Origin of the sequence: Streptomyces sp. ATCC 21386 (genome assembly GCF_018728545.1) — a bacterium.
Lineage (GTDB): Bacteria > Actinomycetota > Actinomycetes > Streptomycetales > Streptomycetaceae > Streptomyces.
This window is the reverse complement of record NZ_JAAVVL010000001.1, coordinates 5623230-5639878: the sequence shown is the minus strand read 5'-3', so window position 1 is coordinate 5639878 and position 16649 is coordinate 5623230. Positions and strand designations below refer to the sequence as shown.

General features: G+C 71.0%; 17 protein-coding genes. 11 read left to right on the top strand and 6 right to left on the bottom strand.

From position 1 onward, the window contains the following. The first annotated feature begins 42 nt into the window (after positions 1–42). The 9 genes from GWK25_RS24115 (at position 43) to GWK25_RS24075 (ending at position 8879) form a co-directional block, all read left to right on the top strand. Entirely contained in the window at positions 43–1608 is a 1566-nt protein-coding gene (locus tag GWK25_RS24115) for a sugar ABC transporter ATP-binding protein (protein WP_215452886.1), read from the top strand. After that, on the top strand, positions 1601–2644 hold the full coding sequence (locus GWK25_RS24110; RefSeq protein ID WP_215452885.1) for an ABC transporter permease: 1044 nt from the start codon (positions 1601–1603) through the stop codon (positions 2642–2644). The genes GWK25_RS24115 and GWK25_RS24110 overlap by 8 nt, the downstream gene beginning before the upstream one ends. Before the next feature lie 107 nt (positions 2645–2751). Further along, a complete protein-coding gene (locus GWK25_RS24105) occupies positions 2752–4077 on the top strand; it encodes an L-fuconate dehydratase (protein ID WP_215452884.1) in 1326 nt (441 codons plus the stop codon). Then, on the top strand, positions 4070–4972 hold the full coding sequence (locus GWK25_RS24100) for an amidohydrolase (protein ID WP_215452883.1): 903 nt from the start codon (positions 4070–4072) through the stop codon (positions 4970–4972). Before GWK25_RS24105 ends, GWK25_RS24100 begins: the two co-directional genes overlap by 8 nt. Then, on the top strand, positions 4963–5400 hold the full coding sequence (locus GWK25_RS24095; protein WP_215452882.1) for an RbsD/FucU family protein: 438 nt from the start codon (positions 4963–4965) through the stop codon (positions 5398–5400). Before GWK25_RS24100 ends, GWK25_RS24095 begins: the two co-directional genes overlap by 10 nt. Further along, complete coding sequence (locus GWK25_RS24090) at positions 5397–6449, top strand: zinc-binding dehydrogenase (protein WP_215452880.1); 1053 nt, start codon at positions 5397–5399, stop codon at positions 6447–6449. Before GWK25_RS24095 ends, GWK25_RS24090 begins: the two co-directional genes overlap by 4 nt. Beyond that, the gene (locus GWK25_RS24085; protein WP_215452878.1) at positions 6446–7207 is read left to right on the top strand and encodes an SDR family oxidoreductase; all 762 of its coding nucleotides are present in this window, start codon (positions 6446–6448) and stop codon (positions 7205–7207) included. Before GWK25_RS24090 ends, GWK25_RS24085 begins: the two co-directional genes overlap by 4 nt. Next, a complete protein-coding gene (gene eda / locus GWK25_RS24080; RefSeq protein WP_308404301.1) occupies positions 7204–7833 on the top strand; it encodes a bifunctional 4-hydroxy-2-oxoglutarate aldolase/2-dehydro-3-deoxy-phosphogluconate aldolase in 630 nt (209 codons plus the stop codon). The genes GWK25_RS24085 and eda overlap by 4 nt, the downstream gene beginning before the upstream one ends. Beyond that, positions 7830–8879, top strand: coding sequence for a sugar kinase (locus tag GWK25_RS24075; RefSeq protein WP_308404300.1), 1050 nt, complete (start codon positions 7830–7832; stop codon positions 8877–8879). Before eda ends, GWK25_RS24075 begins: the two co-directional genes overlap by 4 nt. Here GWK25_RS24075 and GWK25_RS24070 read toward each other — a convergent pair. After that, complete coding sequence (locus tag GWK25_RS24070) at positions 8869–9624, bottom strand: class I SAM-dependent methyltransferase (protein ID WP_215452873.1); 756 nt, start codon at positions 9622–9624, stop codon at positions 8869–8871. The two genes, GWK25_RS24075 and GWK25_RS24070, sit on opposite strands and share 11 nt — an antisense overlap. 109 nt (positions 9625–9733) lie before the next feature. Beyond that, positions 9734–11194 (bottom strand): RICIN domain-containing protein, encoded by a 1461-nt coding sequence (locus tag GWK25_RS24065; protein ID WP_215452871.1) that lies wholly within the window; start codon positions 11192–11194, stop codon positions 9734–9736. Between the two features lie 177 nt (positions 11195–11371). Between GWK25_RS24065 and GWK25_RS24060 the strand changes: the two genes are divergently transcribed. Further along, positions 11372–11626 carry a hypothetical protein gene (locus tag GWK25_RS24060; RefSeq protein ID WP_215452869.1) on the top strand — a complete coding sequence of 85 codons (255 nt, stop codon included), beginning with the start codon at positions 11372–11374 and terminating at the stop codon, positions 11624–11626. Here GWK25_RS24060 and GWK25_RS24055 read toward each other — a convergent pair. After that, the gene (locus tag GWK25_RS24055; protein WP_215452867.1) at positions 11584–12072 is read right to left on the bottom strand and encodes an N-acetyltransferase; all 489 of its coding nucleotides are present in this window, start codon (positions 12070–12072) and stop codon (positions 11584–11586) included. The genes GWK25_RS24060 and GWK25_RS24055 overlap by 43 nt on opposite strands. A 536-nt stretch (positions 12073–12608) precedes the next feature. On the opposite strand from GWK25_RS24055, the gene GWK25_RS24050 reads away from it, so the two are divergent. Beyond that, entirely contained in the window at positions 12609–13289 is a 681-nt protein-coding gene (locus GWK25_RS24050) for a bifunctional 2-polyprenyl-6-hydroxyphenol methylase/3-demethylubiquinol 3-O-methyltransferase UbiG (protein ID WP_215452866.1), read from the top strand. A gap of 203 nt (positions 13290–13492) precedes the next feature. On the opposite strand, the gene GWK25_RS24045 is transcribed toward GWK25_RS24050, so the two are convergent. From GWK25_RS24045 to GWK25_RS24035, 3 genes are all read right to left on the bottom strand, one after another. Next, a complete protein-coding gene (locus GWK25_RS24045; RefSeq protein ID WP_215452865.1) occupies positions 13493–13858 on the bottom strand; it encodes a hypothetical protein in 366 nt (121 codons plus the stop codon). 301 nt (positions 13859–14159) lie between these two features. Then, on the bottom strand, positions 14160–14765 hold the full coding sequence (locus GWK25_RS24040; RefSeq protein ID WP_215457541.1) for a lytic polysaccharide monooxygenase: 606 nt from the start codon (positions 14763–14765) through the stop codon (positions 14160–14162). Positions 14766–15230: 465 nt separating this feature from the next. Next, positions 15231–16217 carry a peptidase gene (locus GWK25_RS24035; RefSeq protein ID WP_215452864.1) on the bottom strand — a complete coding sequence of 329 codons (987 nt, stop codon included), beginning with the start codon at positions 16215–16217 and terminating at the stop codon, positions 15231–15233. Between the last annotated feature and the right edge of the window lie 432 nt (positions 16218–16649).

Genomic DNA, 16649 nt, shown 5'->3' with positions numbered 1-16649 from the left:
TCGCCAGGCGGTCCGACATCCCATGGACACAAGGTGGTTGAGATGAGCGACGGGGAGCGAGCGGCAGTCACCCCCGCGTCCGTCCCGGCGGACGACGGACGGGCCCCGACGGGCCCGGCCGTCGTCGAGGCGACGGGCATAGTCAAACGATTCGGTCCGACGGTGGCCCTGAACGGCGCCCGGATCACCATCAGGCCCGGCGAGACACACGCGCTCGTCGGCCGCAACGGCGCCGGCAAGTCGACCCTGGTCTCCGTCCTGACCGGACTCCAGGCCCCCGACGAGGGGACGGTGACCTTCGGCGGCGAGCCGGCTCCCCGGCTCAGCGACCGGGACGCCTGGCGGCGCCGCGTGGCCTGCGTCTACCAGAAGTCGACGATCATCCCCACGCTGACCGTCGCGGAGAACCTCTTCCTGAACCGGCACGACCACGGACGGCACCGGCTGATCAGCTGGCAGGGCGTGCGCGGCCGGGCCGAGGAACTACTGTCGGCGTGGTCGGTGGACGTCGATCCGCAGACACCGGCCGGCGAGCTCGGCGTGGAGCAGCGGCAGTTCGTCGAGATCGCCCGCGCCCTGTCGTTCGGCGCCAGGTTCGTCATCCTCGACGAGCCGACGGCCCAGCTCGACGGCGCGGCGATCAACCGGCTCTTCGACCGGATCCGCGACCTGCAACGCCAGGGCGTCACCTTCCTGTTCATCAGTCACCACCTCCAGGAGGTGTACGAGATCTGCGACATGGTGACGGTGTTCCGGGACGCCCGGCACATCGTGACCGCCCCGGTCGCGGAGCTTCCCCGTACCGACCTCGTCGCCGCCATGACCGGCGAGGCGGCGGCCGACCGGCGTCAGGAACGAGCCGGCACCCTGGACGGCGACGCGACCGCGGCCCTGAGCGTCAGCGGCCTGAACGGCGACGCCTACTGCGGCGTCACCTTCCGGGTGGGCGCCGGGGAGATCGTCGGGCTCGCGGGGGCGGCCGGCAGCGGCCGTACCGAGGTCGCCGAGACCGTCGTGGGGCTGCGGGCCGCCGACGGCGGCCGGGTCGAGATCGCCGGCACGCCCACCCGGCCGGGCAGCGTCCCCGCCGCGCTCGCCGCGGGCGCCGGGTTCGTCCCCCAGGACCGGCACCATCAGGGCTTGGTCCCCGACATGTCGATCGCGGACAACGCCACGCTGTCCGTCCCCCACCGGCTCGGTGCCAACGGCTTCCTCAACCGCGGCCGACGGGACGCGCTCGCCCAGGGCCTGATCGAGAACCTCGCGATCAAGACGCCCGGCCCCGAACTGCCCGTCTCCGCCCTGTCCGGCGGCAACCAGCAGAAGGTCGTCATGGCCCGCGCCCTGGCCGACGACCCCAGGCTGCTGGTCCTGATCAACCCGACCGCGGGCGTCGACGTGCGCTCCAAGGAGTTCCTCCTCGGCAAGGTCGAGGAGACCGCGGGCACCGGCACCGGAGTACTCATCGCCTCCGACGAACTCGACGACCTGCGCATGTGCGACCGGATCCTGGTGATGTTCCAGGGCCGTGTCACCTCAGAGATGGCCCGCGGCTGGCACGACCACGACCTCGTCGCCGCGATGGAAGGAGTGGACCTCGATGCCTGACACCGTCCTCGCGGACGCGCCCGCCCCCGAGGCCGGCGAGCCGCGGACCGGGCGGACCGGCCTGTTCGGCGGCCGGATCCCGCTGGCCCGGATGCGCGACCTCGCCCTGGTCCCCGCCATCGTCGTCATCGCGATCGTGGGCCAGATCGTCAATCCGGTCTTCCTGCAGGCGGACAACCTCGTCAACGTCCTGCAGACCATGTCGGAGATCGCGCTGCTGGTCCTGGCGCAGACGATGGTCCTGATCGTCAAGAAGATGGACCTGTCGCTGGAGTCCACGATGGGCCTGGCACCCGGTGTCGCGGCCTGGCTGGTGGTCCCCACGGGCGCCGGACACGGCCTCGGGCTCCTGCCCGGAGCCTGGTCGATCCCGGTCACCCTCGCCGTGGGCGTGCTCGTGGGCGTGATCAACGCCCTGCTGATCATCCGCTTCGGCCTCAACGGCTTCATCGTCACCCTCGGCATGCTGATCGTGCTGCGGGGTGTCCTGACCGGTATCTCGGGCGGACAGACGTTCTTCCAGCTGCCCGAGTCGATGCTCTACCTGGGCACGGCCGAATGGTTCGGGATGCCCGCCTCCATCTGGCTCTGTCTGGTGCTGTTCGCCGTGGCCGTCGTGGTCCTCGGCTGGACCAGCTTCGGGCGGTCGCTGTACGCCATCGGCGGCAACGTCGACGCCGCGAAGGCAGCCGGTATCCGTACCGACCGGGTGCTGTGGATCGTCATCGTCACCGGCAGTCTGCTCGCCGCACTCGCCGGGCTGCTGCTGTCCGGCCGGCTCGCCTCGGTGGCCTCGGCCCAGGGCAACGGCTACATCTTCACCGTCTTCGCAGCCGCCGTCATCGGGGGCATCAGCCTCAACGGCGGCAAGGGCACCATGTTCGGCGCCTTCAGCGGCATCCTGCTGCTCTTCATGATCCAGAACGTGCTCACCCTGGCCGGCGTCCCCGCCCAGTGGATCGGCGCCCTCAACGGCCTGATCATCCTCGTCGCGCTGATGATCTCGCGCATCACGGGCGGCAAGGTCCAGGAGTGACTCCGGGCGGCCGTCGCGGGATGCACACCGCCCGCAAGGCCGCCGGACTCCCGCCGTCACCCATCTCGTCGCAGGGGCCGTCCGTCCCCGCTCGCACAGGAGTTGCCATGTCCTCCCCCGAGTCCCCCTCCGCCCGTATCACCGCCCTGGACGTCCTCGACGTACGCTTCCCCACGTCCGAGCACCTCGACGGCTCGGACGCGATGAACCCCGAGCCCGACTACTCGGCCGCCTATGTCGTCCTGCGCACCGACGCCGGCGACGGGCTGGAGGGCCACGCCCTGGCCTTCACCACCGGCCGGGGCAACGACGTCCAGGCCGCCGCCATCGCGGCCCTCGGCCCCCATGTGGTGGGCCTGTCCGTCGACGACATCTGCGGTGACCTCGGCGGGTTCTCCCGCTCGCTGGTCCACGACCCCCAACTGCGCTGGCTGGGGCCGGAGAAGGGCGCCATCCACATGGCGACCGGCGCGGTCGTCAACGCCGCCTGGGACCTCGCGGCCAAGCGGGCGGGCAAGCCCGTGTGGCGCTTCCTCGGCGAGATGTCCCCCGAGGAACTGGTCGCGCAGGTCGACTTCCGCTGGCTCAGCGACGCCCTCACCCCCGAGCAGGCACTGGAGATCCTCCAGCGCGCGCAGCCGGGCCGGCAGGAGCGTACCGACCACTTGCTGGAGCGCGGCTACCCCGCCTACACGACCACGCCCGGCTGGCTCGGCTACTCCGACGAGAAGCTGGCCCGCCTCGCCCGGGAGGCGGTCGCCGACGGCTTCACCCAGATCAAGCTGAAGGTGGGGGCATCCCTGGAGGACGACGTACGGCGGATGCGCACCGCCCGCGAGACGGTCGGCGACTCCGTCCGCATCGCCGTCGACGCCAACCAGAGATGGGACGTCCAGCCCGCCATCGACTGGATGCGGGCGCTGGCCCCCTACGACCCGTACTGGATCGAGGAGCCCACCTCCCCCGACGACATCCTCGGCCACGCCGCCGTCCGCAGGGCCGTCGGGCCCATCAAGGTCGCCACCGGGGAGCACATCGCCAACCGGGTCGTCTTCAAGCAACTGCTCCAGGCGGGCGCCGTCGACATCGTGCAGATCGACTCCGCCCGCGTCGGCGGCGTCAACGAGAACCTCGCGATCCTGCTGCTCGCCGCGAAGTTCGGCGTCCCGGTCTGCCCGCACGCCGGCGGGGTCGGCCTGTGCGAGATGGTGCAGCACCTGTCGATGTTCGACTACGTGGCCGTCTCCGGCACCACCGAGGACCGGGTCATCGAGTACGTCGACCACCTGCACGAGCACTTCGTCGACCCGGTACGCGTGGCCGACGGCAACTATCTCGCGCCCACCCTGCCGGGCCTGAGCGCCCAGATGCACCCCGACTCGCTCAAGGATTACGCCTACCCCGACGGCCCCGTCTGGGCGGCCCGTGTCTGACACCTCGCACCCGGGACTCGTCGACGCCCACCACCATGTGTGGAACCCGGACGACCGGCCGCAGCCGTGGCTGGACGCGCCCGGCCACGAGCCCCTCCGCCGCTCCTTCGACACCGACGACCTGCGTTCGGCCGCGACCCGGCCGATCGCCGGCCGACGGCTGGAGAGCTCTGTGGTCGTCCAGTGCGTGCCGTCCTCGTCCGAGACACGCGACCTGCTCGCCCTCGCCGACGAGGACCCGCTGATCGGCGCGGTCGTCGGCTGGGTCGACCTGACCGGCCCCGCCATCGGCGACGTCCTCGACGAACTGTGCGCCGGCCCGGGCGGCTCGTACCTGCGCGCCGTACGGCACCTCGTCCAGGACGAGCAGGACCCGCGGTGGCTGCGACGGCCGGCCGTGGAACGGGCACTGAGGACGGTCGGTGAGCGCGGCCTGGGCTACGACGTGCTGATCCGCGACCACCAGGTCCCCCAGGCCGTCGGCCTGGCGGAGCGCCTGCCCGAACTGCCCCTGGTTCTCGACCACGCGGGCAAACCCCCGATCGCCGGCGGGGATCTGACCGGCTGGGAGCGGGACGTACGCCGACTCGCCGGGCACCCGCAGGTGCGCTGCAAGCTGTCGGGCCTGATCACCGAGGCCGACCACGAGCAGTGGACCCTCGCCGACATCCGCCCGGTGTGGGACGTGCTGCTCTCGGCCTTCGGCCCGTACCGGCTCATGTTCGGCTCCGACTGGCCGGTCTGCGTCCTCGCCGGCGGCTGGAACCGGTGGGCCGCCACCGTCGCAGAACTCCTCACCGGCTGCTCAGCGGACGAGACCGAAGCGATCCTCGCCGGGACCGCCCTGGACTTCTACCGCCTCACCCCTGCCGAAAGGACACCGGCGTGCTCCTGACCGATCTTCTGCACCCCGAGATCCTGCGGTCCCTGGCCGGAGCCGGCCACGGCGCCCGCGTGCTGCTCGCCGACGGCCACTACCCCGCGAGCACCGCCGTCGGCGAGCACGCCCGGACCGTCCACCTCAACCTGGCCCCCGGTCTGCTCGACGTCACCACCGTGCTCCAGGTCCTGCTGCGCGCCGTGCCCGTCGAGTCGGCCCAGGTGATGGTGCCACCGGAGGACGAACCGGAACCGCCGGCCGTCACCGAGTACCGCTCTCTGCTCGCACCGGCCCCGGTCCGGCCCCTCGGCCGCTTCGAGTTCTACGACGCCGCCCGCTCCCCCGACCTGGCCCTGGCGATCGTCACCGCCGACATCCGCACCTACGCCAACCTGCTGCTGACCATCGGCGTCCGCGCTGAAGGGACCCTGGGAACACGATGACACTCGCCGTCCGCTACACCGCCGCCCGCACCCTGGACACCGCCCCCGCGCTCGACGCGCCACCGGGCCCCGGCGAGGTCGAGCTGGCCCCCGCCTACGTCGGCATCTGCGGCACCGACCTGCACATCTTCCACGGAGACATGGACGGCCGGGTGCGTACGCCCGCCGTCCTCGGGCACGAGATGTCCGGACGAGTCGTCCGGGTCGGGCCGGGCGTGGAGGGCTGGCGGCCCGGTGACGCGGTGACCGTGATGCCGCTGCGCTGGGACGACACCTGCCCCGCCTGCCGCGCCGGCCACCGGCACGTGTGCCAGCACCTGGACTTCATCGGCATCGACTCCCCCGGCGCGATGCAACAGCGCTGGACCGTGCCGGCCTCCACCCTCGTCCGTTTGCCCGACTCCCTGCCACTGGACCGGGCCGCACTCGTCGAACCGACGGCCGTCGCCGTGCACGACGTGGGCCGGGCGAAGGTCGGCGCGGGCGAGAAGGCCGTCGTCGTCGGCGGCGGTCCCGTCGGCGTCCTGATCGCGCTGGTCGCCCGGGCGACGGGCGCCGAGGTCCGGGTCGTGGAGCCGAGCGCCCACCGGCGGCGGCTCGCCGAGGAATTGGAGCTGACGGTCTGGAACCCGTCCGAGGACGAGATACCGACGCTGGTCCGGAAGTGGACCGGGGACGCGGGCGCGGACGTCGCTTTCGAGGTGTCCGGCGCGGCGGGCGGCGTGCAGACGGCGGTCGAAGTCCTCGGCGTGCGCGGCCGGTTGTGTCTCGTCGCCATCCACCCCCGCCCCCGCGAGATCGATCTGCACCGCTTCTTCTGGCGCGAACTCACCCTCGTCGGCGCCCGGTTGTACGACCGCGCAGACTTCGAGAAGGCGGTCACCCTGGTCACCGACGGTACGATCCCGGCCGAGCGGCTGATCAGCAAGGTCGTACCGCTCACCCAGGCGCCCGCCGCGTTCGAGGCCCTGGAGGGCGGCGGCGATGTGATGAAGATCCTCGTGGACTGCGCCGAGAACACCGGCGGCACCCAGGGGGCCACCGTATGAACACCTTCGACCTCACCGGAAGGCTCGCCGTGGTCACCGGAGCCCGGCGCGGTATCGGCCGGGCCATGGCCCGCGCCCTCGCGGAAGCCGGCGCGGACGTCATCGGGGTGAGCGCCTCGCTGGAGGAGTCCGGCAGCGCGGTGGAGAAGGAGGTCACCGCCGCCGGACGGACCTTCGAGGCCATCCGCACCGACTTCGCCGACCCCGACGCCGTCCGCGCCCTCGGCGCCGACCTCGCCGGACGTGAACGCCCGGTGGACATCCTGGTCAACAACGCCGGCACCATCCGCAGAGCTCCGGCAGACCAACACAGCGACGAGGACTGGGACTTGGTCCTTCAGGTCAACCTCACCGCGCAGTTCGCGCTGACGAGGGCCGTGGGCGCGGCCATGGTGGCCCGGAACCGGGGAAGCATCATCTTCACGGCGTCCCTGCTCAGCTTCCAGGGCGGCATCACCGTGCCCGGCTACACCGCCGCCAAGCACGGTATCGCCGGTCTGACCAAGGCCCTGGCCAACGAGTGGGCCCCACACGGCGTCAACGTCAACGCCATCGCCCCCGGCTACATCGCCACCGACAACACCCAGGCGTTGCGGGACGATCCCACCCGCAGCCGGGCCATCCTCGACCGCATCCCGGCCGGACGCTGGGGCACGGCCGACGACCTGGCGGGGGCCACCGTCTTCCTCGCCTCGGACGCCGCCGCCTACGTCCACGGCACCGTGCTGCCCGTCGACGGCGGATGGCTGGGCCGGTGACCGCCGATCTGTCCTCCGTGCTCGCCGGCGCCCGCATCCTGCCGGTGCTGACCGTGCCATCCGCCGCGATGGCCGCTCCGCTCGCCGCATCCCTGGCGGCGGGCGGGGCGCGGTGCGCCGAGGTCGCCTTCCGCACCCCGGACGCCGTGCAGGTCGTGAAAGCGATGACGGCCCACGGTGAACTGACCGTCGGAGCCGGCACCGTCCTCAGTGCCGAGCAGGCGGAGCGAGCCGTCGAGGCCGGGGCCCGCTTCGTCGTGTCACCCGGTTTGGACCACGAAGTACTGGAGAAATGCCGCGAGTTGGAGGTACCAGCCGTGCCGGGCGTGGCCACCGCCTCCGAGCTGATGCGCGCGCTGAGGGCCGGCCTCGACACCGTGAAGCTCTTTCCCGCCGAGCCGCTCGGAGGCACGTCGATGCTCCGGGCTCTGGCGGCGCCCTTCCCGCAGGCGCGGTTCGTGCCGACCGGCGGCATCCGCCCGGCCCAGCTGTCCGGCTATCTCTCCCACCCGGCGGTCGTCGCGGTCGGCGGTACCTGGATGGCCACCGCCGACCACCTGGAGCGTGGCGACTACGCGGAGATCCGGCGGTTGACGGCCGAGGCCGTGATCGGGAGTCCGGCGTGAGCGGGCTCGCGCCGGACGTGGTGGCCCTGGGCGAGGTGATGCTCCGCTTCGACCCCGGCGAGGGCCGGATCCGCACCGCCCGGACGTTCCAGGTGTGGGAGGGCGGCGGCGAGTACAACGTCGTACGCGGTCTGCGCCGTTGCTTCGGCCTGCGCACAGCCGTGGTGACGGTGCTGGTGGACAATGCGGTGGGACGCCTCACCGAGGATCTCGTCCTCCAGGGTGGGGTCGACACCTCACTGATCCGCTGGGTGCCTGACGACGGGATCGGCCGCACCGCCCGCAATGGGCTGAACTTCGTCGAGCGGGGTTTCGGCATCCGTGGGGCGGTGGGTGTCAGCGACCGCGCCCACACCGCGATCTCCCAGCTGCGGGCTGGCGTCGTCGACTGGGACGCGGTCTTCGCCCCGGGCGTGCGCTGGTTCCACACCGGCGGTGTCTTCGCCGGTCTCTCGGACACCACGGCGGAGGTGGCGGAGGAGGCGATGGCCGCTGCCCGCCGCCACGGCGTCACCGTCTCCTACGACCCCAACTACCGCCCCAGTCTCTGGGCCGGCCGGGGCGGCCCCGGCGGGGCGCGCGAGGTCGACCTGCGGCTCGCCCCGTATGCCGACGTCGTGGTGGGGGCTCTGGGCCTGGCAGGGAAGCACCCCGGCGCGGTGCGGATCGAGGCCGACGGGGTGGCGGAGGCGTTGTCCGAGGTGGCGGGCCGGGTACCGGAGGCGAGGGTGCTGGCGACGACCCTGCGGAACCTGCCGTCGGCCGGCGTGAACGACTGGTCCTCGGCCGCGTGGTCGCGGGAGAGCGGCTTCGTCGCGGGACCGCGTATGCCGGGACTGCACGTCCTGGACCGGATCGGCTCAGGCGACGCGTTCGCCGCCGGGCTGATCCACGGCCTGCTGTCCGGCGCCGACCTGGAGCGTGCGCTCGCCTACGGCACCGCACACGGCGCGCTCACCATGACCACCCCCGGCGACGTGTCCATGGCCTCCCTGGCCGAGGTCGAGGCACTCATGGCCGGCGACTCCGCCCACGTCAGACGCTGACCGCGGGCTGAAGTCGGAAGTGCACGTGGGTGGCTTCCGCGGATGCGGGCAGGCCCTGCTGGTCGGTGATCGCGGTCACGGTCAGGCCGGCAGCCGCGGCCAGGTGCTCAAACACATCTCGGGGATACCAGTGCAAGACCCACGGGCGCTCCTCCACACTGCTCCCGGAGGCGTCGTGGCGTTCGTAGCGCAGCAGTGCCGTCTGCGTCCGGGCCCGCTCGTCGCGTTCCTCCGCGACGACGGACACCCGGAGTTCGGCGCCGTCGGGCGAGGTGGCCGTGCGCACGTGGCCGATCTGTTCGGCGGGGGTCGGTTCGGGAACGAACAGGGGCACCAACGCGGTGCCGTCGTCGGTGAGATGGGCGCGGATTCGACGCAGAGCGGCCAGTGCGGTCGCGTCGTCGGGCAGCAAGGTGAACGTGGGCCCGGCCAGGAAGATCGCCGGGTAGCGGCGAGTCAACTCCAGGGTCTCCATCCGCTGGTGAAACACGGTCACGGACACGCCCTGCTCGTCCGCCCGCTCGCGGAGCCGCTCCAGCATGTCCCCTGAGGAGTCGACGCCCTCGACCTCCAGACCACGCCGCCGCAGCTCCAGCAAGGGATCACCGTCCCCGCACCCCAACTCCAACGCCGGCCCGCCGACGTGTTCGACGAATGCCGCGTAGGGCTCCGGGTCCTGAGAGAAGGACTTCAACGGTCCATAGATCTCTGCGACGATGCCGGTATAGAAGTCAGCTGGGTCCACGGCCGTCACCCTACGCACACACATCCCGTACGTTCACTCGAATATCGAGCCACGGCCCGCACCCGGTGCGTGCGCCGACGACAAGTACGGGCACGGGAGGCGTGGTCGCTCAAGAGAGCGGCTCGACCAGCCATCGCTGTTCCGCCTCCCCGTTCCGAGGGCTCGGCACCAGAATGGTGCCGGCCTCGGGCGAGGCCGGGGCGATCACGAGGTTCCCCTCGTCCCGTGTGAAGAGTTGCCCTTCGGGACTCAACTCGAAGCGGAGACCGAACGAGACGTCGCCCGAGGAGTCGCAGCGCTCCAGGTCCAGCACCTCGTCGTCCCCTCCGGCGTCGAGGCACAGATCCGGTTCGGCCACGTTGCGCAGGAGCCCGCTCCGGAGATAGGTCCACCGCTGTGTACTGGAGGTCGAGCAGGGGGACAGAGTGACCTCCGCGCCCCGCTCGGGCGGCGATCCGGGTACGTCCATGCACAGGTCGGCGCCGGCGTTGCGCAGTCTGCCGCTCTCCGGGGAGACGGGGAGGCCGGTGGCGGCCGCGGGCGGCGAGGAGGACGGCGTGGGCGTGGGCGTGGGCACCTGCTCCCCCGGGGTGGGTGCGGCTTCGTCGGACGAGGTTCCGGTCACGATGAGGACCGCCGCGACGGCTGCCGCCCCGGCGGCGATCCCGGCGATGACGAGCTTCGGGCCTCGACGGCCGGCGCGAGGCCTTCTCTTCCTCGTCGCCCTCGGTGTCGTGCGCCCCTTGTCCGACGGAGAGGTGCCGGCTCCGGCGGTGCCCGGGGCGACGGGCGCCGTCCGCGCAGGGCGTCCCCGGCACGCGGTCAGGTAGGCGTGCGCGCTTTCGCCGAGGAGCGCTTCCGCCAGGAGAACGCCCGGTTCACCGGCGCAGAGTCTCAGCTGCTCGGCTGTGTGTCGGCAGTAAGAACACTGGTCCAGGTGCATCTGCACCTCGGGCAGCGTGGAGCCGGCACTGCGGGAGGGTGCGTCGAGGAGGCGACTGTAGTCCCGGCACTCTCTCCCGGCCGAGTTCTCGACATGCGTGCGCAGCAGCGCCGATCTCCATTGCTCCCGCGCCCGGTCCAACTCGAAGGGCGGTATGTCCCCTTCGATGCCGAGCAGGGCCGCGGGAACGGCCGACGGTTCGGCTTCCACGTCCATGTGCCACAGGACGTACTGCGTGGTCCTCGGCAGCCGGAAAAAGGCGGTGCGGCTCAGGAGCCGGTTCTCGGCGACCGGATGAGGTGACCTGTCGCTGTCGGCGGTCCCTGCCTGGTCGAACGACGCCCCGGGAACGGAGCCCGTCTGCGAGCGCGCACGCGCGGCCTCCCGCACGGTGACGAGAAGGCGAGGGCGCAGGGCGCTGGTGGACCCGGCCCTCTGGAGCTCCCGCACCACCTGGCGGAACGCGGCGGAGGCGATCGCCCGCGAGAGGGCGGGGGAACCCGAGGCGCAGATCTCCGCGTAGTCGGAGACCGCCGGCCCATGTCGTGCGATCAGCGCGGCGACGGGCGTCGTGCCCTCGATGGTGCGGGACATTCTCAGCGCGGCGACGAGTGCGTCGTCGGACATCCCTGGGGCGGACTCGGGGTCGGGGGCCGAGTTGGGGGGAAGCGGATGAGCGAATGACACAGGGGGCTTTCCTTCTCGACCGCCTTGTGGGGGTAGCGGGCAACGCCACGACCCGTCCAATCCGATAGGCCCGGTCACGGATCGTACTGAGTTGAACCACCCTGTCACACTGGGCAGATGTCCAACAAGGGGCGCCGGAACGAAGCGGAACGGATCGGCCCTCGCAGGTGGACCGAGGTGACGCCGTCCGTGGAAAGACCTCCGGTGGCGGCCGCCCGCCGTTCCGCCACCGAAGCCGACGCCGACGCCGCCACCACCGAAGCCGACTCCGCCACCGAAGCCGACGTCGACGTCGACGCCGACGCCGACGCCGACGCCGACGCCGCAACCTACGTGAGGTCCTTCCGCATCAGCGTGCAGGTCGTCTCGTAGAGGCGCAACGACCCATCAGGGGCTTGCTCGATCCACGAGTCCGGCCGGCGGTCGTACGCGATGTAACCCAGCCTTTCGTACAGCGCGCGAGCCCGGGGGTTGCTTTCCTCCACACCGAGCTCGGCCCGCCGCAGACCGCGGTCCCTGATCCGCCGTTCACCGGCTGCGATGAGGAACGCACCGATCCCGCACGACCGCAACGCGGGGTGGACCGCCAGCTGCCACAGGGTGCCGACCCCTTCCTTGACCTGGTAGTCGACACCGCCCTTCGCGACGGGGATGTCCGTCGCCGGGCAGACCGCGAGGTAGTCGACCTCGCCGGTCCGGACACGTTCCAACTGTTCGGCGACGTCGGCCAGGTGGTGGTCGGACCCCGCCCACCCGCACGACGCCAGGTCCGCGTGCACCAAGTCACGCACCGACAGCTGCAACACCACGTCGATCATCTGCCATACCTCCGACGAGCCAGCATCCATGCCGGTCACCGGTGGCGCAACGCCGTTCGGGAAGAGCCCTCCTGGCTCTGGACAGTGAGCCGGGCCTGAGGGACGTACCTTCGAGCGATTGTGCCCGCGCCAGGGAGCCTCCGGACCAGAGCGCGGGCAACCGCATGCCTCCCGTGGGGAGCCGGGAGGCGCGGCGGGTCCTGCCGTCGCCGACGGCAGGACCCGGCAGAGGGAACCTCACCCGGGGGTGGCTCGGTTCCCGCACCCACACCATGCACCTAAATCGGCCACAGCAACAGTCCACGGCTGAAAATCGTCAATACCCGCATCCGGGCAGCAGGAGGACAGGACCCACAAGATCGGCCAGGGGCTCCGGGCCGCGGGTGTTGGACAGCACGACGTCGATGCCCGCCGCGACGGGGAGGGTCACGGCACTCAAGGTACGGCCGCTCTCCCGCCCTACTGGCCGTCCCCCCCTTTTGCCGAACCGGCAACAGCATTTGTCGGCCGGCGACGGTTGAGCGACCGTGGGGCACATGACCGACAACACCGCAGCAGGACCAAGCCTGTTCGACGCCCCGTCGCCCGCAGGCGAATACACCGGCGATCCGGCGGTACGAGCGGAGTGGGACAGCCGCTACGCCGACCGGCAACAGCTGTGGAGCGGGCAGCCCAACGGAGCGCTCGTGGCCGAGACCGCCTCGCTCACACCCGGACGCGTCCTGGACGTCGGCTGCGGCGAGGGCGCCGATGCCCTCTGGCTCGCCCGTCGCGGCTGGGACGTCACCGCGCTCGAAGTCTCGGGCGTGGCCCTGGAACGCGCGGCCGGACACGCCCGTGACGCCGGCCTCACCATCCACTGGATACACGCCGAGCTCACCCGGGCCTCACTCGCGCCGGCCTCCTTCGACCTCGTCTCGGCGCAGTACCCGGCCCTCCTGCGCACCCCCGATGCCGCCGCCGAGCGAGCTTTCCTCGCCGCCGTCGCACCCGGCGGCGTACTGCTCCTCGTCCACCACGCCGGCATGGAGACCCGTCAGGCGCACGAGAGCGGCTTCGATCCGGCCGACTACGTCTGGCCCTCGATGGTCACCGAACTCCTCGACGACGACTGGGAAGTGGAGGTCGACGAGCAACGCCCCCGCCTCGCTCCTGACGGCGGCGCCGGCGCACACCACACGGACGACCTCGTGCTGCGCGTACGCCGGCTTCGCTGACACACCTACGTACACACCGGCGCCCCTGAGCAGTTCGTCGACGGGTCGACCCCAGCCCGCCGCTTTCTGCTCGACGACGCCACCCCCCGACTGGCATTCGGTGGAGCGGCAAGCGGCGCAGAGGTGTCGTGGGCCGCCGCAGGCATGCCCGGGGATCGGCGGCCCCGGGCCGCAGCCTGCGCGCGTGCACCTCCGTGCGGGGACTATTCGTCGAGGTACCGGTGTCTGATGTCGGCCGGTGCGATGAAGAGTTGGCCGCCGCGGACCTGCCATTCGGTCGCCCCCTCGACCTCGTGGCTGACCAGGAACAGTCCCTGGACGAGATCTCCGTCCGCGTCGGAGGCGGGTACCCGAGCGATCTCCCTGACCTGGTCGCCGAACCAGTCCAGCGCCGAGTCACGGATGTCTGCCCCGTAGAAGATGTAGTGGGTCCAGTTCATGTGCCGACGGGGAGCGCCCCATCCGTTGGTGTAGCGGTCGTCGCCGTGCCCGGCGATGATCTCCCGCACGGCGGCGAGTTGTCTCTCGTCGCACTGCAGCCATCCTCTGATCGACACGTAGGTGCCCACCGGCCCGCCCTCCCTCGTCCTCAGCTCTGAAGATAAGTGTCCTCTCCATCTGAGTGGACCCTGAGTGGACCGAGATGCTGCCGCGGCTGCCCCCGTGACGATCGAATCGATCAGCTGCCGCCCGCGCCCGCCCACTCGTATGTCTGTCGTGGGAGCTCGTACGTCAGCAGGAGGGCCGGAACACGAAGCCGTCGGGGCAGGGTGACCACAAGGGGGCCCCTGCCCCGACGGGGCACGGTCGGCCGGGCGGTGGGTTACCGGCGCCCGGCAGAAACCGGTCCCGCGTGCAGAGCGTTACGGCTCATCCGAAGTTCACGTCACTGCACCACATGTAGGCCTGGTCGAGGTGCGAGGCCTGCCAGATCACGAACACGATGTGGTGTCCGGTGTAGCCGGAGGTCCGGACGGGGAACGTGATGTTCTGTGCCGGGGCGAAGCGGCCGGTCTGCGTGATGAAGTCGAGGTTGCCCCAGCCCAGGGTCTGGGTCTTGGGGTTGAAGCCCTGCTTGCTCACGTAGACCTTGAAGTAGTCGGCACCGTGGGACGCCTGGTCGTACAGCTGGACCGAGAAGTTGTTGCCGATGGTGGTGGTCTTCCACGCTCCGGGCTTGTCCAGGCTGGCGTTCCTCGAAAGGTTGTTGCTGCAGAGCGTCCCGTCGGGGGTCCGTGCCTGGAACTGGCCTCCGAGGCCGTCGCGGAGCGCGCTCATCCAGTTCCACATGGTGTCGGAGTTGGCCTGGAAGGCCTGCCAACACATGGGATCCTGGGTCTGCATGGCCGGGTTCGTGTGGTTGTTGCCCCACGTCTTCCAGCACTGGTACGCGCGGGTGGCGGGGCCGACGACGGTGCCGTGAGCCTGGGCGGGGGTCGACCAGGCGAGGGCGCCGACGGTCACGGCGAACAGCATGACGAGCGCCTGGAGAGACCGGCGGAGGGACGCCTGCGAACGCCCGGTCAACGGACGACTGTTGCGCATGTGGGGGGACTCCTTCCAGTTGCAAGGCTGTTATGGGAGCGCTCCCAAAGCTAGGACTTCTGAGCGAGATGTCAATGAATCGGACGGAGTTGATTTGCAGGGGCGGGCGGCGAGCAGCGATTCTGCCGGGAGCCGGGATTGCCCGCGGGACCGGATGGCGAGGATGCGCGCGAGAGGAAGTTGCAGGAGAAGACGACCTCTGAGCCATTGGCCGGGAGTCAGAAGCCCTGAGCCATAAGCCCAGGGCCATAAGTCCAGGACCCAGGGCCCAGGAGCGTTTCGAACACGGTCCGCCGTGCTTGCGCGGTTGCGGGTGCCGCGCAAGCACGTCATCTTTCAGCCTCAGACCGGCTTCCCGGTAGTTTCAGGCCGGCTTCCCGGTGGCCCGACCCCGGGTCAGGAGGACTGGGCGGTCTGGTAGAGGTTCTGCGCGTCGGTGCCGAAGTACGGCCCGTACATGCGGTTGGGCAGGAAGTTGTACTTGAAGCTGTTCACCGACGACAGCAGGCCGGTGCCCGTGGCCTCGTTGAACTGGGTGAACCAGGGGCCTCCGCTGGAGCCGCCGGTCATGTTGCAGTTCATGCCGTGGTCGTTGGAGAGCAGGAAGTCACGGTTGGTGGTGCCGCTGCAGTAGATGAACTTCTCCCCGTCGTACGGGGAGGCGGCGGGGAAGCCGAAGGCGTACATCGCCCGGTTGTAGCCGGTGTTGAAGGCCAGCCCCTGTCCGCCGACGACGTCCGTCAGCAGCTTCCCGTCCAGCGGGGCGACGACGGCCGCGCCGATGTCGTAGTTGATGTCCTCGCTCGCGGTCCACTGCGGGGTGGCCAGCGTCTTCGTCGCACTCCACCTGCCGTACGGCGCCTGCCCGTCGTGGTAGCCGGGCACGAAGACCCAGTTGGTGTGCCAGGCGCCCTCCAGCTTCACGCAGTGCCCGGCGGTGATGACGGTGCTCTTGTTGGTGCTGGTGACGGCGTTGCCGGAACACGAGGCCGTGCGCCCCTGGTAGGTGAAGAACACCCGTCCGGCCGTGGACACCACGGCCCCGCCCCCGCTCCAGGCACCACCGCCGTTGGGGAAGGCCCGCACTCCGACCTCGTTCAGGGCGCCCGGGAGGGTCGGGGCGACCGTCTTCTCCTTGCCCTTGGCGAGGGAGGGGGCCTTCACCTGGGTCCGGTCCACGGTCGGCAGGTCCAACGGCGTGGCCTGGCGCATCCGTTCGGCGGTCCAGAACGAGGCGGGGTCGGCCGTGGCCGTGGCCGCCCCGGCCGGCGAAGCGAAGACACCGGTGCCGAGCAGCGCGGCGGCACCGAGCAGTGCCGCGAAGACGGGGCGGGACCTGCGCGGGGAGCGGGAGGGGCGGGACGAGCGGCGTATGTCTCTCACGCGTACTCCTTGTGCGGTGGGGACGAGGACGAACTCGCGCAACGCAGAGTGCCACCCCGCCCGCAGTTTGGACAGGTACACGTCACAACGGGGCGCAAAATCAACCCTGGGCCGGTTCGGACGAGAGTCCCACCCCGGTCGTACCGCTCCTCGCCAACGTTCTGCGCGCCTCCCCTCGTCGTCCACCGCTCCGACGCCCCGCACGCGTCCGCGACATCGCCCATCCTCGCGGTGCTCGTGACCAGCGGCCTCAAGCTGGCACACCGAAGGAGACATCCGTATGTCCAAGTTCTCGGAAGCCAAGATCGCCGTGCCTCACGATGTCGGTCCGGACCGGCCTCAGGGTGCGGTACGGCAGCTCGCAGACGTACGCACGGACCGACGTCTACTGACCGGTCATGGGCGGCCCGTGGGTCAGGCCAGGGCGCGCCA